12 protein-coding genes are annotated in these 21,059 nt (G+C 61.7%); 3 read left to right on the forward strand and 9 right to left on the reverse strand.

All coding sequences use genetic code 11. The features are described 5' to 3' along the window. Window positions 1-100: 100 nt before the first annotated feature. The 5 genes from QE379_RS15365 to QE379_RS15385 all read right to left on the reverse strand — a co-directional run bounded on the left by QE379_RS15365 (window position 101) and on the right by QE379_RS15385 (window position 14,951). Complete coding sequence (locus tag QE379_RS15365; RefSeq protein WP_307001834.1) at window positions 101-868, reverse strand: SapC family protein; 768 nt, start codon at window positions 866-868, stop codon at window positions 101-103. Between the two features lie 22 nt (window positions 869-890). Next, entirely contained in the window at window positions 891-1,580 is a 690-nt protein-coding gene (locus QE379_RS19640) for a ShlB/FhaC/HecB family hemolysin secretion/activation protein (protein WP_373461864.1), read from the reverse strand. A 1,047-nt stretch (window positions 1,581-2,627) separates the two neighbouring features. Beyond that, on the reverse strand, window positions 2,628-3,212 hold the full coding sequence (locus QE379_RS15375) for an invasion associated locus B family protein (protein WP_307001837.1): 585 nt from the start codon (window positions 3,210-3,212) through the stop codon (window positions 2,628-2,630). A 2,326-nt stretch (window positions 3,213-5,538) separates the two neighbouring features. After that, window positions 5,539-13,206, reverse strand: a complete 7,668-nt coding sequence (locus tag QE379_RS15380) for a YDG domain-containing protein (RefSeq protein ID WP_307001840.1) — start codon at window positions 13,204-13,206, stop codon at window positions 5,539-5,541. A gap of 65 nt (window positions 13,207-13,271) precedes the next feature. Further along, window positions 13,272-14,951 (reverse strand): ShlB/FhaC/HecB family hemolysin secretion/activation protein, encoded by a 1,680-nt coding sequence (locus QE379_RS15385; protein WP_307001842.1) that lies wholly within the window; start codon window positions 14,949-14,951, stop codon window positions 13,272-13,274. Window positions 14,952-16,162: 1,211 nt separating this feature from the next. Here QE379_RS15385 and QE379_RS15390 point away from each other — a divergent pair. After that, window positions 16,163-16,423, forward strand: coding sequence for a hypothetical protein (locus QE379_RS15390; protein ID WP_307001844.1), 261 nt, complete (start codon window positions 16,163-16,165; stop codon window positions 16,421-16,423). A 44-nt stretch (window positions 16,424-16,467) separates the two neighbouring features. On the opposite strand, the gene QE379_RS15395 is transcribed toward QE379_RS15390, so the two are convergent. The 4 genes from QE379_RS15395 to QE379_RS15410 all read right to left on the reverse strand — a co-directional run bounded on the left by QE379_RS15395 (window position 16,468) and on the right by QE379_RS15410 (window position 18,424). Continuing rightward, complete coding sequence (locus tag QE379_RS15395; protein ID WP_307001845.1) at window positions 16,468-16,653, reverse strand: hypothetical protein; 186 nt, start codon at window positions 16,651-16,653, stop codon at window positions 16,468-16,470. Window positions 16,654-16,740: 87 nt separating this feature from the next. Continuing rightward, the gene (locus QE379_RS15400; RefSeq protein WP_307001847.1) at window positions 16,741-17,223 is read right to left on the reverse strand and encodes a DUF421 domain-containing protein; all 483 of its coding nucleotides are present in this window, start codon (window positions 17,221-17,223) and stop codon (window positions 16,741-16,743) included. Then, window positions 17,223-17,759, reverse strand: a complete 537-nt coding sequence (locus QE379_RS15405; protein WP_307001849.1) for a hypothetical protein — start codon at window positions 17,757-17,759, stop codon at window positions 17,223-17,225. The genes QE379_RS15400 and QE379_RS15405 overlap by 1 nt, the downstream gene beginning before the upstream one ends. Then, window positions 17,756-18,424: a phosphatase PAP2 family protein gene (locus QE379_RS15410; protein WP_307001851.1), complete on the reverse strand. Its 669-nt coding sequence runs from the start codon at window positions 18,422-18,424 to the stop codon at window positions 17,756-17,758. Before QE379_RS15410 ends, QE379_RS15405 begins: the two co-directional genes overlap by 4 nt. 285 nt (window positions 18,425-18,709) lie before the next feature. Between QE379_RS15410 and QE379_RS15415 the strand changes: the two genes are divergently transcribed. Then, window positions 18,710-19,939 carry a site-specific integrase gene (locus QE379_RS15415; RefSeq protein ID WP_307001852.1) on the forward strand — a complete coding sequence of 410 codons (1,230 nt, stop codon included), beginning with the start codon at window positions 18,710-18,712 and terminating at the stop codon, window positions 19,937-19,939. Continuing rightward, entirely contained in the window at window positions 19,936-20,571 is a 636-nt protein-coding gene (locus QE379_RS15420; protein WP_307001854.1) for a hypothetical protein, read from the forward strand. The genes QE379_RS15415 and QE379_RS15420 overlap by 4 nt, the downstream gene beginning before the upstream one ends. Window positions 20,572-21,059 lie beyond the last annotated feature (488 nt).

The raw sequence follows: 21,059 nt of genomic DNA on the forward strand, positions 1-21,059 counted from the left end.
ACGCGACGGATCGCCTTCGCTTGGCGAGCATCTAGCTATCTTTTATGCAAGAACTTCGCCTAGTGCCGCCAAGCGGAAAGCTTTACTTCTTGCGATCGAACTAGTTGTTGAACTCGACCTGCTCGACGTCTTCCTTCGCGACGGCGTCGCGACGGGCGATCAGGACATCCCACTGCTTGAGCGACAGCAGGTGCGCGTCGACTGCGGTAACGACGCCCTGCCGCACCATTTCGGCCAGCTGCGCGTCGGGCAACGCTCGCAGCTTCTCCTCGGACACGCCGTAATAGTCCGCGATCACTTCGCGCTGCTCGCCGTCACCGCTCAGGGCGAGCGTGTGCTTGACCTCCAGCAGGTCGGCCTCGATCAACTGCTCGACGAACTGTGCCGAGCGCTTCCGCTCCGCCTCGAACTCGTTCAGGAAGTTGATCGCGTTCTTGGTGAAGTCGGTCGGCTCGCCTTCCTCGAACAGCGGCGTCCCCTCCTCGCCTTCGACGAAGCCGGGGGCCTCGCGGTCGATGCACACCACGAAATTGTCGGTGCCGGTGCCGGCCAGCGTGAAGGGATAGCGACGCAGATAAGCCGGGACATAGACGCCCGCCTCGAACCGACCGTCCTTTAGGAACAGGTTCTGCCCTTCCTTCAGGCCCAGGATCGCCATCGGCGTCTTTTCCGGGCCACCGAAGACGATCGGGAAATAGTGCATTGCCTGCACGAACTCGCCGACGAGCAACGGCACCGCGTTGACCGCACCGACCTTGGCCAGCGGCTGGCCATCGTCGACATATTTCAGTTCCGCATGATCCTGCGAATGAAGAGCCTCCGGTTTCGCATAGAGATACTGCGATCCGGCCAGTTCAATCGTGCTCATAATATCCACCTTCGCTTTGATTTCAGAAATTGACGGTCGTCCGTATCTGGGCACGCCATTCGCCGGCCTGCGTCCGCGCACCGTCGCGGATCGCCCAGGCCGAATTCAGGCCGAGCGACAGCCTGTCGCCCAGTCGATAGTCTCCACCGACGCCGCTCGATGCGATGGTCGCGCCCCGGTGCGTGAAGTTGTCGACGCCACGCCCCATGTCGAAGAAGAGATAGGGGGACAGCGTCCCCATGCTGCTCGGGAACGACATGGCGGGAAGACGCAATTCGTTGCGGAACACCGCGCCCCGATCGAACGCCCCCCTCATCGGGGGTGTAGCCCCTGACGAGACCTTCGCCGCCCAGACCGAGCTGCGCGGGAAGTGGCAGGGCACTGCCGGCATATTGCACCGAGAGCTGGCCGACATAGGCCAGCCCCAGCGGCAACCGTTGCAGGCCGGACACGTCGATCGTGGCATAGCCATAGCGGTCGTCGGGCGTGCGATTGTTGGTGAACGCCGCCAGCCGGTTGCTCGCCCGCGAACCGGGATTGCCGGGGCTGACATGGAGGTTCGCCGTGGTGGAAAGGCTGCCGTTTGCGCCCTGCCACGCCATCGACCAGCCGAGCAATATCTGCACGAGGTCGGCCGTCGCATCGAGCGCGACCTGCTTGCCGAACAGCACCACGCGATGCTGATGCTTGGTCTCGACACCGACGACGACATCGCCCGACCCCGACGGCAATCCCAGGTTCGACAGGGCCGAGCGATAGGCGATAGCGGCTTCGGTCGTGCGCTGCCGAACCGAGAAATCCTTGTTGATCACCTGGTTGGTCAGCGCATCGCTGAACGTCAGCTCGACATTCTCGCGCGGCAATGTCGGAATATAGACCCGGCCGCCCTGCGCCCGATAACGCGGTTGCCTGGGGATGAATTCCGAGTTGCGCCACCATGCATCGTCGCTGCCGGTGAACTGGTACGACGCATAAGCCCCTGGCAGCCCCGGCAGCTTGAAGAGCATCCCGACGAAGAAACGGTCGAGCCCGGTCGATTCCGCGCCCGTATTCGACCAGCCCGCATAAGCCCGCACCGGAGCCGGTGGCCGGGATATGAGGGTCAGATCGGTCTTGCCCGGCTTCGCGCTGGGCGCGAACTGGGCCGCGACCGGCGTGAAGGGATCGCGGTTCAACCATTCGATATCTTCACTCAAGTCCCGGCTGTTGACCGGACCGTCGATCTGCGCGCGGATGCGCCGCTTGACCGCCGCCGCAGACCGGGGCGAGAGACCCGTGACCTCGACGCTGCCGATCCGAAACTCCGTCATGCGGAGTTGCAGCACGCCGGTGGTGATCTCCTGCTCCGGCGCACTCAGCGACACGAACGGACGCCCCTGCGCGCGCGACTGACGCGCGATCTCGGCCTGGATGCGGGCGATCAACTGCCGCGAAAGCGGCTGACCCAGAAACTTCCTGAGCGCCGCCGTGGCGGACGCCCGATCGACCGAGGGAACGTCCGAGATGAAAACCCCGTCAGGCAACGACGCCGTATCGCGCAGCGCTTCGCCCTGGTTCAGCAGCACCACCGCCCGCAGCGCCGGCCCGATCGGCGTGCTGTCGGCGTCCGCCGGAAGCGCATCCTGTATCTCGGCCTGGGGAGCCGGGGCCTTGGGCACGGGCGGAAGGTTCCGCTCGACGGCGGTCTGCGCCGACGCCTGTCCGCACCAGGACAAGGCCGTCCCGGCAAGCAGGAACTGGAAGATCAGTTTGGAAATGGTCACCGCTTTTGACCCTTGGCCTTCGCGGGCTGGCCGGGTGTTGCGGGAGCCGTGACGGGCTGCTTGCGCGCCCACGCCTCATTCCGTTCGGTCATCGCCTTCATGGCATCCGCGAAGCCGTTCAACGACAGCGGCAGGACCAGGGCCTGGCCGGTCTTGTCAGCAACCGCGATCAGCCCCTTCTGCGCCTTGAAGAATGGTTCGAGATCGGCCCGGCTGACGACACGGTCGATATAGCACCCGTCCGCCTCGCAGCGGGTTATGCGATAGCCTGGGACATCCGTCTTGTCGTCGAGGCGAACCAGCGCCTCGGGCTGGACGAATACCCCGAGCGGAACCTGGTACTGCACACCGTAGCGATCGTCCTTGCCCGCATAAGCAAAGGAAAAGCGCAGAAGTTTGTCGCCATCATCCTTGCGCCGAACCGCCTGGACCACCTCACACGGGGGCAGCCCTTCGCGAACCGCACACACCAGCGACCAGTCACCGAAGCGATCCACCGTCGGCGCGGGGGCCGACGCGGCCGGAGCCGCGGCTTGAACCGGGGAGGCCATGAGGAGGGCTGCCATCAATAGGTTGCTCATTTTTTGAATCTCTCAGCCTCATTCTGCAAATATTCTTCTTTGCAGACGCAAATCCATGCGACGCAAACACCAATTCAAGACACTGAATTTCCCGGTTTAATCTTGGATCAGCGCCATCAGAAATTGAACAAGCATCATCCTCAACCACCAGATTAACGAGATTTGCGGTCTATTAACCGCCCAGACCGCCGTCACCGAATCAATCGACTGGCTATTTGACGGGATAATGCTTCCCTTATGGCAAATAAAGGTAAAGCTTGAGTCAATTTTTACACGTTATAGTTAATTTCAATAAATTTAAGCAGTTAAGATGCAAGACAACCACATCCCAGCCACTATTAGGACCGGATTAACGTTCTAAAAAACTGGAAATATATGGATTTCCTAGGCTATTCTTCTAGCCATCTTGCGAAGCATCGCATCGTAAATTTCAGCTCGCTCGACTCTCGCAGCTCGAGATGGAGACCGGTCGCCAGGCGGGGATCGCTCGGTCAGCGAGACATACGCATCGAACCGACCATCAAATCCGGGCGAAAGCGCTCCCGCATGGCGCGGCTCCGTCACCGCCGCAGGAACGCCCTCACATGGTGGGATAGACCCACGATAAAGAATATCGCCCACAACCAACACACCCCCCAGTGCGACCGCTCGACCGCCGTTCGATGCACGGCCTGGATGCGGCTTTGACATCACATGCAGCCTCTTCGGCATCGAGCACGATCGTTATGCCAAGCGGTCCGGCGCCCCCCCTGAAAACGCTCCCCAACGCCTTGCCATCCTCCCCGCCTCGATGGTCTTGGAGGGGCGAAGCGAGCCACGCCTTCCTATCCATTGCCCTCGCCCCCAACCGCCGCCGACGCCGCCCCCGCAGCAAACCGATCCGATCGACATTTCCACCCGCGAAGAAGAAGCTTGACGCCACCCCCCTTCGGCCAAGCGGGTATCTCGCGGACCGAGTTGCGACGCGCCATTCCCCAAAAGCGTGCCGAATACATCACCGGAAACGCCCCTTATCGACCCAGTGTCGACGACGATTTCAGTAAGTTCGCGAACGAACGCACCCCGCAACTTGCCCAAGACTTGAAACCCGAGCACCAACAAAAAACAGTAGAAGTTTTCGATGCGAAAAGTGAGGCGACCCAGCTCCCCATGCTCGCCGCACGCCCTTTGCCAGCGACCTATCAGCCATGCCGAAAGCGATGAAAACTCGCACCTCTTCGATGACACCAATTTCGCCATGGCAGGACCCAGTATCGCAGCGACATGAGACGCTGAACATCGTGATACTTTAGCCAAGATCATGAAAATCGACAAGCAACCGTTCCGGATACGTTTCGCAATTATCCTTTCGACAACCTACAACATGATGGTTTTTAACCAGAAATTTTTTTGCCAAATGGATATTGTTCTTCGGTTTCTGCCATCTACTTACGAAGTCATGGTCTGATGGTTAAATTGCCTTTAAATACATTAAATAGCAGACTTTCTTTTGTTTTTTGGCGCTGATGACCCCGATGATCCGCGACCACGATGCTTTTGTTTTCTAGAACTGTTTTCCGATAATATCGGACGGATTCCGCGTTCTTTCAGACCCATTTTGCCGTGACATATCGTCGGGCGTAGTGATTCGGGCGAACAAGCTATTTTTTAACCATTTGCCGCGCCTGATCTGGTTAATCTCGTTTGATCGAAATCAAAAACGCCGCCCTTTAGTGATGGAATCGCTATTTTATTTCGATCCTTGGATGTGGGCCCATTCATTGGGTCTGGAACCATTTCCGGGAGGAGATGCCGCCGCGCGATAGCTTGTCGCTCGGCTGTCGGATCGGCGGCTCGCCGAGCCACGCGCGGCCAAATTCTGTACGCCACGAATGCAAGTCGAAGGAAATCGGCAAGATACCGGCCTGGACCATTTGGCACGTTCCGGGCAGCGGAATGCCTTTGCAGCCCCGTGAAGGCCGCGCCGTGCGAGATGTAACGACCGTGACACGAGGTTGGGATCAACCACTCCCAAGAACCCTCGCCGCGGGGTTAGCGGCATCGATCCGCCGCCGCAGACCTTCCGAACCCCATGCGATCATCCTTGTCCAAAGCAATTCGCATCGCAGCGCGGAAGGCGCGGCCAAATTCGGGACTTCAGCCGGGAACATCGGCAGTCGGGACACCAATGCGTCGATCATGATCGTGATACTTCTATCTCGATCACGCCACCCTCGACGTTAGAGGACGCAGCAAGTCATTCGCCAAATGGGCGACAACTTGCTGCGCCGTTCCATTTCAGCAGGTCGGTGAAAACGACCTGCTGCGCGGGATTGACCGTCGCTGTTCAGTTCCCGACATAATAGACCGAGCTGCCGAGATTGATCTTCGGATTCAGCTGCTTGTAGGCAACATCTCCTTCCGATCCGCCAAACATCGCGGTGATGTAGGTGGTGTCACGTCGATCGTTCAGGGACATGTCACCAACGACTTCGGCCAGCGTCACGATCGGCATCCGCTGCTCGATCGCATCGACCCGAGCGACCTTGCTCATCGCCTCACGGACATCGCCCGGGCTGCCGCCGGATGCCGATGTCGTCGCCGCGAAGCGCGTGAGGCGGTCATCCGAACGCCGGCGTTCGACGACCGCGCATGAGCCGGACAGGGCGCCCCCTTGCGAGGCGCAGGACAGCGATCCGTCGAACCGGTTGCCCTGGCCGGTGAGCGCGATGTCCCCCGCGGCCGTGAAGGTCGCGTACCCACCGGCCTGGATCGGCCCGGACTGGCTGATCGAACCGACACCACTGGTCCCGGCCGTCACGGACATATTGCGCCCCACGGACGTCGGCCCGGTCAGCACGGCATCGCCACCGGTCACGATCGTCAGGTCACGCTGCGTCACGAGCGTGCCGGCCTGGACGCCTTGCTGTCCATAGAGGGCGATATCGCGGCCGGACAGGTTCCGGATCACCATATCGCCCGCCCCCTGCCGGACCGTCACGTCGCCGGCCATCGCGATGCTGCCGCCCGTCTGCATCAGGCCGTCCGCGATGCCGATAGAACCCGTCCCGCTCAACTCGCCGCCACGTTGGACAAGCGTATCGATGCTCAGCTGGTTCGCGACGACCAGGCGTCCCTGCAGCATTTCGAGGGCCGCATCCGTCGCGTTGGAAACCCGGTCGGCATCCGGCGTGCCGGTCAGCCGATCGATGAACACCGTATCGGTGCCCTGGAACGTGACCCTCACGCTGGTCGGCAGCCAGACGCTCGCGACGTTGGCCAAGTCCGGGATCGCTCCGCCAGTCCAGTTGGCGGCGTCGAACCAGCTCTTGCCGTCACCGCCCCCGGTCCAGGCGACGTTGTCGCGGCGCGTGATCGCTCCCGCCAGGCCGGTCGGCTGGACGAGTGTGTAATTGCCCGCATCGACGCCCGACAAGGTATAGCCGGTCACCGTCACCGCCTTGCCGGTGCCGACATTCTTGTCCGCGAACCGCGCGTTCACGCCCGACGTGACGAGCGCCACCGAATCCTGCCCGATCCCGGCAACGCTGCCGCCGAGCATCGGCGCCACCGTGTTCCCGTCATAGGCCTTGCTCCCCACGGTCAGGTTGCTGATCCGCAGCGTAGCGGGCGTGATGCTGGCGGTCGCCGTCGGTGCCGATCCGGCGATGCGATAATTGCCCGCATCCGCCCCGGTGAGCGCGCCCAGGCTGCTGAGCGTCACCGTCTTGCTGGTACCGACATTCTTGTCGGCAAAGCTGCCGGTCGCTCCCGCGTAATTCAACGCGACCGTATCACTGGCCAGGATACCGGTCAGCGACAACCCGCTGGTATCGACCAGGGCGGCGGTTCCGGCATCATAGACCTTGTCGCGCGCCAGCAACGTCCCGCCGAGCGTCACCGACAAAGCGGTGATCGTCCCGGTCAGGCCGGTCGGCTGGGCCAGCATATAGTTGCCCGCATCGCCGCCCCACAGTGCGAAGCCCGACGCGGTAACGGCCTTGTCCGCGCCGACATTCTTGTCCGCGAACTGGCCGACGCCAGCCTCGATCCGGACATCCTCTCCCGATACCGCGCCGACCAGACGGCCACCACGGAAGGATGCAGCGGTCGTACCGTCATAGGTCCGGGTTGCTACCCGCATGTCGGCGATCGTCAGTGCCTTGGCGACAATGGCCGCCGATACGCCGCTCGAAGGCGCCAGCACGTAGTTGGAGGCCAGGCCGCCATTGGCGCCGTCCGACAGCGTATAGGCCACGCTCGTCATATAGCTGCCGACATTGCGGCCCGACAGCGCCGCCGCGACACCTTCGACGCCGAGGGTTTCCGTACCCACCAGGCCCGAAAGCGCACCTATGCTCAGCACACCCGCCGCCGTCGTGCCGTCATACGCCTTGTCCGCGATCGACGGCGTGCCGATCGACAGAATCGCCGGGGTGATGCTTGCCGTTGCTGTCGGCGCCGTTGCCACGAACAGGTAATTGCCCGCATCCGCCCCGGTCAGCGCGCCAGCCGTGCTGAGCGTCACCGTCTTGCCCGCACCGACATCCTTATCGGCGAAACTGGCGGTCGCACCGGTATAATCCAGCGCCACCGCATCGCCCGAAACGCCATTGACGAGCGTCAGGCCAGTGGTGTCGACCGATGCGCCGGTGGTGCCGTCATAGCGCTTGTCGCCTGCGACCAACTGTCCGGTCAGCGAAAGCTGCCGGGCGGTGATCGTGCCGGTCAGCCCGCTCGGCTGTGCCAGCGTGTAGTTGCCGGCATCGCCGCCCCACAGTGCAAAGCCCGATGCGGTAACGGCCTTGTCCGCGCCGACATTCTTGTCCGCGAACCGGCCGACGCCAGCCTCGATCCGGACATCCTCTCCCGATACCACGCCGACCAGGCGGCCGCCACGGAAGGACGCGGCGGTCGTGCCGTCATAGGTCCGCGTCGCCACCAGCATATCGGCGATCGTCAAACCCTTGGCGACAATGGCCGCCGACACGCCGTTCGAAGGTGCGAGGACATAGTTGCTCGCCACGCCGCCATTGGCGCCGTCCGCCAGCGTATAAGCCACGCTCGTCGTATAGGTGCCGACATTACGGTTCGACAGTGCAGTTGCGACACCCGTCACGTCGAGTGTCTCCGCACCCACCAGGCCCGACAGCGCGCCGATGCTCAGCGCACCCGGGGCCGTCGTACCGTCATACGCCTTGTCCGCGATCGACGGAGCGCCGATCGACAGAATGCCCGGCGTGATGCTCGCGGTCGCCGTCGGTGCCGATGCGACCAGGACATAGTTGCCTGCATCCGCGCCAGTCAGCGCGCCCGCGGTGCTGAGCGTCACCGTCTTGCCCGTGCCGACATCCTTGTCCGCAAAGCTGGCCGTGGCGCCGGTGTAATCCAACGCGACCGCATCGCCCGACACCCCGTTGCCGATCGTCAGGAAGCGCGTGTCGATCGACGCTGCCGTCGTCCCGTCATAGGCCTTGTCGTTGACCAGCAATCGACCAACCAACGAAAGCTCGCGGGTCGTGATCGTCCCCGTCAGCCCGGTCGGCTGCGCCAGCGTATAGTTGGCAGCGTCGGCGCCCGTCAGCGTGAAGCTGGAGAGCGTCACCGCCTTTCCGGTGCCCACATTCTTGTCGACGAACTCACCGTTGATGTTGCCCCTCGTCACGTCATCGTTCCCAAGAACGCCCGTCACGACTCCGCCGGTGACGATCGCGCTCGTCGATCCGTCATAGACCTTGGGGGTCACCGACAGGCTGGAGACGGTCAGCGCCCTGGGCGTGACGACGGCCGAAACCGTCGAGGGCGCGAGCGTGTAGTTGGATGCCAGACCGCCATTGGTGCCGTCCGACAGCGTATATGAGACGGTCGTCGTGTAGTTCCCGGCATTGCGGCTCGACAGCGCCGCCGCGACACCCGCGACGTCGACCGTCTCCGTGCCCACAAAGCCGGAGACCGTACCGATACTCAGCACACCCGGGGTCGTCGTGCCGTCATAGACCTTGTCCGCGATCGACGGAGCGCCGATCAAGAGGATGGCCGGCGAGATGATGCTGGCCGAATTCGTCACCGACGTCGGTGTCAGCGTGTAGCCATATACCGGCTTGCCACCCGCCGACGCACTCAGGATCGACAGCCCCGTGGCGGTGACCGTCTTGCCCGACCCGGCGTTCGCATCCGAGAAGGACGCGCCCGTCGCGTCCAGGATGACCCTGTCGCCCGACAATACGCCCGTGGCGACCAGCCCGTTGACCCGCGCCGTCGTCGTCCCGTCATAGGCTTTCGACGTCGCTCCCAGGCTCGCCCCGATCGCCGCCGTGCGTCGATACATCAGGCCGTTTCCGGTCCCCGCGATGCTGCTCTGCCCGTAAGTCGCGCCATATTGCTTGAACGCGAAGTTCAGACCGCCGATCTCGTCGTTGTTCGGGGTGCCCGACCAGATCGACCAGGAACCGGCTGGCGTGACCAGGGCACCGGCCCCTGCGGTGTTGACGAATCTGTCACCCACGATGGTGATCGCCTCGCCCGACGCCCCCGCCGTCAGCACCGCTCCCGACAGGAGCACGACACCATTCCCCTGGGTCGGCCCGCCGTTGATCACACTGATGCGACCGGCGGTAATGGACGAGAGCGAGATATCGCTGCTGGCATAATATGTCTTGTCGGTACCGCTCCGCAGTTCGAACACGGCGTCGCCGGTGCCGGCATTGATCGTCGAACCGGACGCCATGGCAATGGCCGCCGCACCGGAATCGCGCTGCGCATCGACCACGCCATTGGAGAGCCAGTCGTTGGCGATCACCGTCACTCCGCCACCGGCGGTGGCGATGTCCGCATTGATCAGGACCGACCGACCCGCTTGCAGCGTCAGCGCGCCAACAGGCAAGGAGCCCGCGGTCACGGACACAGGCCGACTGACCGTGATATCGTTCGAGGCCTGCAGCGTGACCGCCGTACCGCTGGCGAGTTGCGCCGCCAGATCGGTAGCGCTGACCGTCACGGTGTCGGACGGATTGCTACCGTAGGTCGGCGACGACCAACTGCCCGACGACGTGGTATCATTTGCGTACAGCATGGCAACTGTGCCGTATGAGCTAGGGCTATTCGCTCCTTTGCCCCGAGGTGATCCTATGGCCAACCTGTCGCCCGAAGCGTTAAATGCTACACCATATCCAAATACGGAATTATCCTGGGCACCTGGAAGAGAGATTCCTTGCGCCCCCGAGTATCCAGTTCCAATTACTGTACCCAATCTCCCCCCAGAGAAGTTCTGATCGGCAAAGGAAAATGTTCGCACAGCTCCTGAATTATTGTATTGGTTATTGTCACCGTCATCAAATACCGCCCCAATCGCGAGTTTCTTACCATCGGAATTTAGAGCAACAGAGAATCCGAAATAATCATTCGCGTCCAATGCGACATTTATATCATTCGGCCCAGTGTAACCATCACCAATAGATGCCGTCAGCGAACCGCCGCTGAAGTTTCTATCAGTGAAAGAATACAGGAATACTGCCCCGGTATATTTACTCGCATTGATAGCAGAAGGAGAGGAATAAGCGCCAACCGCGAGCCGATCACCCGCTCCGTTTAATGCTACCGATGAACCAAAAGCAGTCCCAGCCGCTTGACCGATATCTATGTCTTTTGCGCCGGTGTACCCGCGACCGATCATTGCATCGAGCGACGCACCGTTAAATGCAGAATCGGTGAAGCTAAATAAATAAACACCCCCATAGGTGGCGTTTCCGCTCGTTCCTTTATCTCCGACCGCCCCCACAGCGAGCCTATCGCCAGCAGCGTTCAAAGCCACCGATGTCCCGAATAGCTCACCGTTGCCAATACCGGCCACATTTATGTCGTTTCCGGAATAACCTAGCCCCATTTTCTTAGGCGTCGGATTTCCAGAAAAATTGGTGTCCGAAAAACGAAAAAGGTAAACGGCGCCGTAGTTCAGGGCGTTACCCGCCACACTTCGATCCCCACTGGCCCCTACTGCCAACTGGGTCGCATTTGCGCTCAGCGATACGCCACCACCAAAGTTTTCCATAGTTCTTATAGCATAATTTATATTCTTTCCGCCGGTATATCCGCTGCCAATAATAGCTTGCAGCGAGCCTCCGCCAAGATTGGAGTCCGCAAAACTAAATAGATAAACAGCTCCGTTGAAGTAACCTGTATTTCCCGAATTGGTATCTGCTAATGCACCAACGGCCATTCTCGTGCCGTCCGCGTTCATTGCAACTGATGATCCGAAATAATCTCCAACATCCAGATTACTGACGTTAGGGTTATATCCCTTGCCGAAAATACCGATGTAAGCCCAGGACTGGCTCACGACCGGATCACCAATGATCAAATTCTTCGGGTCGAGCAGCAACTGCCCCTTCCCCACGGTCACCCGGTCCAGCGCGGCGTGGCGCAGGTCCTGTGCGGAGGAAATCTCGACCGACCCGTCGGCAGCGCCCCCGCGCGCATCGATCGCGCCGAGGAAGGTGGTCTGCGCATCGGACCAGATCACCGCCGTGCCGCCGTCACCACGGCTCGCCGACACGTCGATCCGCGTCCCGTCATTGACGAAGCTGTGCCCGGCGGCGGCCAGCGTCGGCAGGGTGCCCCAGCGCCCGGTGAAGCTCTGCGCATAGGGCTTGGACGGATCCGTGGCCTTGCCGCCCTGGAACGCGCCACCGATGCGGACCAGGCCGCCCCGCTGCCGCCCCGTCGCCGAGATCGTCGTGCTCAACAGGCGCAGGTCCATCGCGGTCAGGTCGATGCGCCCGCCCGCGCCATAGACACCGGCCGCCCTATACTGACCCGAGGCCATGGCGGTGCCGCCGATCACGGAACGGATCGCGCCGCCGTCGATCAGCCCCGAGACATCCGTGTGCCCGTCGCTGTTCTCGAACAGCCGAGCCGCGCTATAGCCGACGCTACCGCCCGACCCCAGCGCGCTCGCCGCGCGCGTCGTTCCGCCCAGCGACAGCAACCCGCCGCTGTTGACGGTGATGGTGCCGCCCGTCTGGCGCAAGCCGGTGGCGGAGGCGTCGATCCCGCCGCCCAGGGCGACCGCTCCCCCTTCGACCGCGACCGTACCGCCACTGGTCCCGGTCGCCAAGATCATCGACCCCGTTTCGGTGACGATGCCGCCCGAGCCGCTCAACGTGATCACGCCGCCCTGGGAGGAGGCGGAATCCGCACGCACGACGCCGCCGACATTGACCGAGGCATTGACCACCTCGCGCGCAGCGGTGGCGGTCAGCAGGATCCGGCCACCCCGGGCCGCGATCGTGCCCTCATTCTCGACCAGCGCCTTGAGCGGCGTGCCGGACGCATCTTTCAGGGTTTCGCCGATCGCGTCGCCCGCGCTGAAACGCACCAGTCCGTCGCCATAAAGGTCGATACCGAAGCCCTTGCCCGCGCCCAGCGAGATACGGCCCATATCGGCCTGGATCAGCCCGGCATTGCGCACGCGCGGGGCGACGAAGGCCGCCATGCCGGCGTCACGGATGGAAATCCGCCCCTCGACGACGATTTCCGCGGCATCATTGCCGCCATCGTTGAAGCGCAGCACGCGGTCCCCGGCCATGAAGCCCGCCGCATCGATGTCGTGCGAGGTGACGATCAGCCCGGCCGTATCGACGGTCGAGCCCTTGCCGAACAGCACGCCGTTGCGGTTGATCAGCACGACCTGGCCATTGGCCTGGATCGAACCGAGGATCGTGGACGGATCGCTGCCGGTCACGCGGTTGACCGTGATGGACTTCGCATCGGGCTGGCGGAAGATCGCCGCGTCGCCCGCATTCAGGGAGAAGCGGTTCCAGTCGAGGATCGCCCGGTCGCTGGTCTGGTTGACGACGGTCTGTGCCGTTCCCTGTCCGGTGATCGTCGCCTGACCGGCTACGACCGTTCCGCCGACGGTCTGCGCCTGCGCGGATGCGGTGTGCAGCAGCATCCCCGCCGCAACGGTCAACGCGACGCCGCTCGTGCCGCAATACCAACGCTTGCCCCTGTTCGTCATCACTTCTTCACCCCGTGTTTTTCATATGCCTCTGGTCGCGTCCGGCCGATCCCGGCCGGGCGGGATCAGAAGCGGAAGCCGATATTGCCGACCAACCGGCCACCATGGTCGAGCGGGCTGCCCGTCGGCGCCCGGACGATCCGGCTCGCCTCGATCCCACCCGAAATATGGTCGGTCAGGCTGAGCCGAAGCCCGAGACCCGCCGATGCGGCCGAGGCGCTGCGACGCTCCTGGGGAAGCAGTGCACCCGCCTGCCAGATGCGACCCCCGTCGATGAAGCCGTAGAGTTGTGTCCCGAACGACACGCCATCGACCGCGCCGCCCGTGCTCCAGCGCAGTTCCGCACTGCTCAGCACGCAATGGTCGCCGACCAGCACACCGGCATCAAAGCGTCGGCCGAAACGGCGGCCGCCCAGGCTGCACTCCGCCGCGCTGTAGAGGGGGCCGCGCGCGGCCGCCTGGCCCTGCGTGGCGACCAACGCCGACACCTGCCCGCCCGCCAGGGCGAAAAGCGGCTGGAGGCGCTGAACCTCCATCGTCACCAGCATATAGTCGAGCCGACCATTGGCGCGGCTGTTGGCCCGGGCATCGAACCAGGTCAGGCCCGTCTCGACGCCCAGTCGCAACTGCGTCACGGCCTGCTGGCTGTTCGTCTCGCTATAGTTGAGAGCCGCCGTGGCCGAACGCAGCCGATCGCGCATCTCGCCCGCGCCCAGCAACTGGGAGTCGGAATTGGCCAGCCCCGTCCCCACCTCGATCCCCAGATTGCGGTTGCGCGAGCGGATGATCGGATAGGCCAGCGAAACCCGCGCCGTGGCCGTATCACCCTGATAATCGAGCAGGCGCAGCAACGGGGTGACCGGACGCGTATGCGAATAGCCACCCGACAGGTTCAGGGTCAGGCCATCGGGGCCGATCATGGAGCTGTAATCGCCGGACAGGTTCCAGAAGGCGTCGTCCGTGACGCTCTTGAACGCGCCCAGGCGCACCCGGTCGCCGCCGGTCAGCACGCCGTTGAAATCGACCGTACCCCCGACGACATGCGTCCCCAGCGAACGCGGCAGATAGCTGTTATAGCCGACATCCATGCCGCGGCGCATCCGCGCGATCTCGATGGTCAGGACCGAGCCGCCGATCACGTCCTTGGAAGGCGACAGGGTGGCGCGCGCGCGGACGCCGGGCACATCGTTGATGAGGAGAAGATAGCGTTCGAGATCGGCCGTGCGCAGCGGCCTGGACGCCTTGATCCGATCGGCAATGCCCGCGACGGGCCCGGTGTCCAGTAACCCCTTGGGCAGGGGCTCGCCTACGAACTCGACATGGTCCACGAAGCCTTCGACGACGCGGATCACGACATTGCCGTCTTCGATCCGCTGCTCGGGCACGACCGCGAAGGACAGGGCATAGCCTTTACGGCTGTAAAGCCGCGTGATCGCGTTCGCGAAGCTGAAGACGTCTTCGACCGAGACTTCCTCGCCCGGCGCGTGCTTCCATTCCTTCAGGATTTCGGCAACCGGGATCGACTGGGCGCCCTCGATCCGGACATCGCGCCACACGAAGCGCAATTTACCCGCATCGGCGGGCGCCGCCTGCTGTTCGCCTTGCCCGATGACGAGTCTGGGAGCGGGCTTCAACTCCGGCGCCGCCTCCAGATTGCCGCCGACCCGGTTCGGATCGACCGTCGAGGGAACGCCCTGCTGCGCGAAGGCGGGCTGGGCGGCCAGCACCGCACCGAACGTACCCAATGCCCAGGCCAGGTGACGAACCAGGGCGGCATTGCGCGACTTCCGGAATCGAAACCGGGCAGACGAAGCGAGGAGATGATCTGACAAAGTTACCTCATTGGAAAAGGATGCGGGCCGAGCGCCCCGATGATCGCGTGTCCCCGTGCCGATGGACGCGACGAATGGACGCGAGCGGGCGACATGCGAGGACGGATGCCGCAACACGGACCCGTCCGGACGAGCCATTCCGGAAAGTCGTTGCAGCGCGAGAAAAAGGGGCGAAATCTCGCGCTGCATTCCGCTCGCCCGGATGGAGTCCGACCGAACGAAACTCGAAGTCGATACGCGTGCCCGAAACCGACGAAGCCGCATGCGTCGAGCGCCAGGGCCTGACGCTGCACCCCGCTCCGGCGGGAGCAGGCGGATCATCGAACGCGCCCGACCGCGATCCCGACTTGCACTCTTCGCCGAAGTATCGACACCAGCAACCGGCGCTTCGGGCACCACAAGCCCGCCCTCGCCGCGATCGATCAAATATCGAGCTAGGTACGAATGCGCGGCTGGTCGCCCCTGTTTGACGGAAGTCAATAATGTGACTGTTTTGCTGGCGCCATCCCGGCGACGGACCGATCCATCGCCATGAGTGAACCAAGTAATTACACAGCCAGAGCTTGCACGCCCGCTTATCATCATTTTCGCGGCAGAATAGAAAACGGTTCCAGAATTATCTGGCACGAAATATACCAAGTACTGCTTGTCACCATACAGGCTACAATTATTTTTCATGCGAATGACTAGGAACGAGAAAGCCAGACGTAAATTCTGTCGACACAACGACATAGATTTCGACATGGCCGCCTCCACATCGTTATGACACAAAACTATTTAATTTGTCTTTTTTAACCCAAATTATAACCATCTACAAGTTTGCAACTTAGATTTGATGCTAGCCTCGGGGAATTTGCCGCAAACAAGCCCATGTCTTTGAACGAAAATTATGGCTTTTTGAAAATATATTCATCACAGGCATGAAGTTTATGGTTAATATCAATATATAAACGTAATTTTCTCTAAGCCATGGCAAAAGAAGCATTTTAAAACTGAAAACTATTATTACCGTCGCAAAAACTTTTCAGTCTTAACCTTATTTTTTGCTTTCCGCCCGCCCCAAACGGCCACCCCTCTCAGAGGTACATCAGCCTGGGGTATGCAATGTTGACCAAATCAGCAGAATGACGAATTTCTTCGAATTCCTGTCATTGCTAATTTGGCAATTCCCCATGAACCAGAAGTCGGAACAGACCTCCGGTGCCAAGAGTGTTTTCCAAGTTTTTTCTATGCCTTGGAGGCCAGCAAGATTGCTTTTTGAGTATTGCGACAAGAGCGACCGCAACAACACCATCGTCGTCGCGGCGGTCGTATCGTGTGCCGGTCAAAGCGACCGGCACGAAGTTTCAACCGCTAAGCGGGAAGCTCAAGGATCGGCAGGGTGATCGCAATACCATGAGCATTGTCCTCGCGGCCCGTCGCGGGCGGCTTACGCCATGAGAATAAGAAGGCGGCCCCCCTCTTCAAGCGCATCCGCAAAGTCGCCATCCCTCACGATGACGCCGTCGACAAACATCGCAACCAGATGGGGTGATGCTTTGGCCGCCTTATGCAATTCCGCCGCATCGCCGCCGGCTGGGACCGCCGAACCATCCACTTCGACCGCTTCGTCCACCGCGCCGCCGCCATGATCGGGCTATGGCGAATGTCGATCCACCCTGGGAACGTGGCCAGGTCGCGACCTTCCTTCGGCTACGGTACGTCACGCAGTGCCAGCATCGTCGTCATCGGGCAGCACTTCGCCGCCATCCTTGCGGATGAAACTGATCTTGCCCTGCGTCTCCAAGATCGCCCAAGCGACTTGGTTCATATGGGCGATTCCCGCCAACCGCATTTCCGCCTCGACCTCTGCGCGCGTGATGCGGTCGCGGCGAAGATTCGCCTCGATCAGCTGGCCATGCCGGATGATGACCTGCGGCCGACCATCCAACAACGTCTCCAGCCTGGGCGAAAGGTAAGTCGCCCAGCTCATCACCAGCGCCCAGAAGGCGAAGGTCGCAATCGCGAGGATCGAACCGGTAAGGCTGAAGTCGTTATGCGTGACGCCTTGCTGGACCAGGTCGCCCATCACCACGATGACCACCAATTCGAAGGGCGTGAGTTGGCCGATCTCGCGCTTCCCCAGCAGCCGCAACAACAGGTAGAGCGCAGCGAACGTCACCGAAGCCCGTAGGACGATGTCCATTATGGCAAGACCGGAATGGTGATGTGCGCCTCGGTCAGCGGGGCGTCGTCATCCAGAAGCGTGACGTTTCCCGCCACATGGCCGATCAACGGCGGATTGGTCTGGCCGTCGATTTTGACTTCCAATGTCTCCCCGGCCTTCAGTCCGCCATATTCGAAGCGATACTGCCCACGCTTGAAGCTCTCATTGGTCGGGGCGGGGACCTGACTGTTGATGGTCAGATCACGCCACAAAGTCGCGTCCACCCCGATGACGGGCTTGGCAATGGCTTGTCGAGCGGTGACCCGAATACGGGTTTCGAAAAACAAGCCGCTGCGTAGCGGTCGGGCGATCTTGAGTTCCAGCGAAGCGGCGGGAGCGTTGACAGTCATGACGGGCGCGGGCGCACCTCCCAGCAGTCCGGTCGCCGCCACGGCCAGCGTTGCGCCCAGAACCACGAAGGCGAGCGGGCTGGCATGCGCCCGAAGCCCTCGCACGGGTGCCACATGGCGCTCTTGGATGCCGTCAGGCAGGTCGATGCCATCCCTCTGTTTCATCGGGCCATTTTGCGCCTATGTTGGCGGACGATCGGTGTCGCTTCGTCATCTCCGATCCCATGCCGCCGTTTCGTGAGCGCATGCCGAGTCCATCGTACCGCCAAATCAATCGCTGCGTCGCTCGCCCGTTCGGCGATCAGGCCTATGGCTATCCCGGCGACCACATCGCCAGCGTAATGCGTTCCGCGCGGCACCTGTACGACGGAAACCGACAGCGCCGCACCACGGGCAGCGACCAAATGATCGGGATAGGCTCGCGCAAAGGCCTCGCCGACCGCAACCGCACCGGCGCTGTGGCCGGATGGGAAGGAATTGTCCTCGTGGCGGTCGCTATCCCCCCGGCCTACCCGCGGATCGTCACCGTTTTTCGGGCGTCTGCGGTCGATCACGGCTTTAATCCCGCTCTTGGTCCACGTCGCAACCGTGTGCGCCGCCAACATCCTGAAGCCGGCACCGGTGAGGTGCCGATCCCGTCGGGCGATGCCGAGCGCGATCGTGGCGGCGCAAATCGTCCGCATTTCCGGCTGATCGCCGATCTCGCTGGCGGTGCCCATCAGCCGCACCGGCCAGCTGTCGCGCTCGTCATTCACTTTCGAGGTGATCTTGCGGTCAGCCCGCTCGACAGCCGTGGTTTTGCGTTCCCGATCCATGGTCGTTGAACACATGGATCAATCCTTTGGCTCCGCCCCATCGGCGTAGGAATGTGCTGTCTTATGAAATGACTGCCGCATAGTCTGGACGTGCGAAGCGGCTACGCCATCGTGACCATGGTGCCCGGTTCTGACCGGAAATGGTGCCCCTGGCCGGTATCTAACTAATTGACCGCTGCCGTTCGTTCCCGACCGCTCCCCCTCCTATGACGAGAACAGACAAAGGCCATTTGTTCCGCAATCGTTCGTAGACGTTCGCTATAAGCCGCGATATAGTGAGGGAACGGTTGAGGGAGAATTATGGGCAAGCTGACAGCCCTGTCGGTCAAGAACGCCAAGCCGGGACGCCATGCCGATGGTGATGGCCTGTACCTGCTCGTCAAGCCGACCGGCGGGAAGTCCTGGCTACTGCGCGTACAGGTCGATGGGCAGCGGCGGGATATTGGCCTCGGCTCTGTCGACACGTCCAGCCGCATCGGAGCGGATCGCAACACCCCTCCCCCGATCGCCATACCCATCCTGCATAAGAAGGTCCTGACGCTCAGCGAGGCGCGGGAGAAAGCCGGGCTGCTGCGCACGGCCGCCAAGTCCGGCCTCGACCCGATCGCTGAACGTGACCGCGAGCGGCGCAAGGTTCCGACATTTGAGGAAGCAGCGAAGGCGACACACGAAGCGTTGAAAAGCGGCTGGTCGGAGAAGACCGCGACCGTCTTCCTCAGTTCGCTTAAGAACCATGCCTACCCATCCTTGGGCAAGATGCGTGTCGACCGGATCGATGCGGAGCACATTCGCGACGCGGTGGCACCTATCTGGACCAGCAAAACTGACATGGCGCGGAAGGTGAGGTTCCGCATCAGTAAGGTGCTGGACTTCGCGAAGTCGAAGGGGTGGCGGAAGAGTGAGGCGCCGCGCAAGTCGGTGACGGTCGGCTTAGCCAAGCAGGCACAGGGCGGGAATTATTCCGCCATGCCATATGATCAGGTACCAGGCGTCGTGGCGCAGTTGAACGCCGGGGCACCGACAAAAGGCCGTCAGGCGCTATTACTGACGATCTTGACCGCCGCCCGCTCCGGTGAGGTTCGGTCGGCACGGCGCAAGCATTTCGATCTTGATAAGGCGGAGTGGCACCGGCCGCCCGAGGTGATGAAAACCAGGACCGCGCATACTGTCACACTGAGCAAGCCAGCGGTCGCACTGCTGAAGCAGATATTCGAGGAAGGCGGTCACGAGCCCGACGACCTCGTCTTCCCCAACCGTAAAGGTGAGCCGCTTTCAGATATGACCCTAAGCAAGGCCCTGCGGGACGCAGGACACGCCTATACCGTGCACGGCTTCCGCAGCTCGTTCCGGGACTGGGCAGCCGAGAAGATGCCCGAGGTGCCCGATGCGGTTGCCGAAGCCGCTCTGGCGCACGTCGTGCCGGACAAGGTGATCCGCGCTTACAAGCGCGCCAAGTTCCTGGACATGCGGCGGGGGCTGCTGGAGGCTTGGGGACGCTACCTCATATCAACCAAAACGCTCTCGTCATGACACTTCCATCAGAAAGTTGGGCCGCGGATCTTCGCGCCAAAATTGACGCCATCAGTGCAGATTATGCTCAGTTGCGGATGGTCGCTGAAACAGGGATAGACGACGAGGGCAATTTACATGATCAAACTGAGGCGATGGCGGCAGCTACTGCGGCGGCAAACCAGGTTCTAATTCATATTATAATTGCCCTGAATGAGCTTCCGGAATTTCACGGTGTATTTCGTGATGGTCCAATTCCCGATCTTATGGCGGCACTTGATGATTTGCGCCGTGGACAGTCGTCTGATTTTTTTCGCCCCTGGCCTCAACATAAAGGACAGTTATCAACGAAAATAAACATGCTTCAGGTGCGGGCGGTAGCCTCAATTTTGATCCTTGAGCGCAGCGGAGCCAGCAATATTGAAGCGCGGAAAATTACTGCGCGCATATTTGCGAGTGCGGGCCACAAGGGGAAAAAGGGCGGCCCAATCGGCGCGAGCACGCTTTACGACTGGTACACCGAATTTGCATCCAATCTGGGGGAAAATGCCGGACAGCGGATCATCACCGAAGCGCTGTCCAAGCTCCCCAAAACCATAGACCGGGCAGAAGCCATCCGGTTGGCGAAGGTCGAGGCAGGAAAACGGCTGTAATTCGGTAAGCCCCCATTTTTACCAAATAGGCCAGAGCGCAATTCCGTAGTCGCCCGCTGGCGTTCGCCAGCATCTTGGAGTCGACAGATGCAACCTGTTCTACATCCTATCAAAAATTTCTGCGCCGCTTACGGCGTTGGTAAGACCAAGGCCTACGAGCTCATCGCATCAGGAGAGTTACAAACAGTCAAGATTGGCCGGAAGCGGTTGATCACCGATGCCAGCGCGCGTCGTGCCCTGCTTGGCCAGGTTGCGTGATCAGTCATGGCAACCGGAAAGGGACACTCGCGCCCTATTAAGCGAGAAAGCCGCCCGGCTGGCACCGTGCGGCTTCCCAAAACTTGTCAGCTTGGCTGCGACGAGTTTGGAAATAGCACCTCCGCCCTTCAGCTTCAACGGCTGAATACCGCGTTCGGATTGACCGGTCTTCGTGCCGAACTGATCGCGTCCCTGCATTGGGGCGCCCTTCCCTCTTACAACGAGGGGAT

Source organism: Sphingomonas sp. SORGH_AS_0879 (assembly GCF_030819175.1).
Lineage (GTDB): Bacteria > Pseudomonadota > Alphaproteobacteria > Sphingomonadales > Sphingomonadaceae > Sphingomonas.

Excerpts from the sequence above, each read along its gene's own strand:
- QE379_RS15405 (WP_307001849.1), bottom strand. The coding sequence starts at position 17,759 with ATGAAACAGAGGGATGGCATCGACCTGCCTGACGGCATCCAAGAGCGC.
- QE379_RS15420 (WP_307001854.1), top strand. The coding sequence starts at position 19,936 with ATGACACTTCCATCAGAAAGTTGGGCCGCGGATCTTCGCGCCAAAATT.
- QE379_RS15365 (WP_307001834.1), bottom strand. The coding sequence starts at position 868 with ATGAGCACGATTGAACTGGCCGGATCGCAGTATCTCTATGCGAAACCG.
- QE379_RS15415 (WP_307001852.1), top strand. The coding sequence starts at position 18,710 with ATGGGCAAGCTGACAGCCCTGTCGGTCAAGAACGCCAAGCCGGGACGC.
- QE379_RS15380 (WP_307001840.1), bottom strand. The coding sequence starts at position 13,206 with ATGACGAACAGGGGCAAGCGTTGGTATTGCGGCACGAGCGGCGTCGCG.
- QE379_RS15375 (WP_307001837.1), bottom strand. The coding sequence starts at position 3,212 with ATGAGCAACCTATTGATGGCAGCCCTCCTCATGGCCTCCCCGGTTCAA.
- QE379_RS15390 (WP_307001844.1), top strand. The coding sequence starts at position 16,163 with ATGACGAATTTCTTCGAATTCCTGTCATTGCTAATTTGGCAATTCCCC.
- QE379_RS15410 (WP_307001851.1), bottom strand. The coding sequence starts at position 18,424 with ATGTGTTCAACGACCATGGATCGGGAACGCAAAACCACGGCTGTCGAG.
- QE379_RS19640 (WP_373461864.1), bottom strand. The coding sequence starts at position 1,580 with ATGTCGTCGTCGGTGTCGAGACCAAGCATCAGCATCGCGTGGTGCTGT.
- QE379_RS15400 (WP_307001847.1), bottom strand. The coding sequence starts at position 17,223 with ATGGACATCGTCCTACGGGCTTCGGTGACGTTCGCTGCGCTCTACCTG.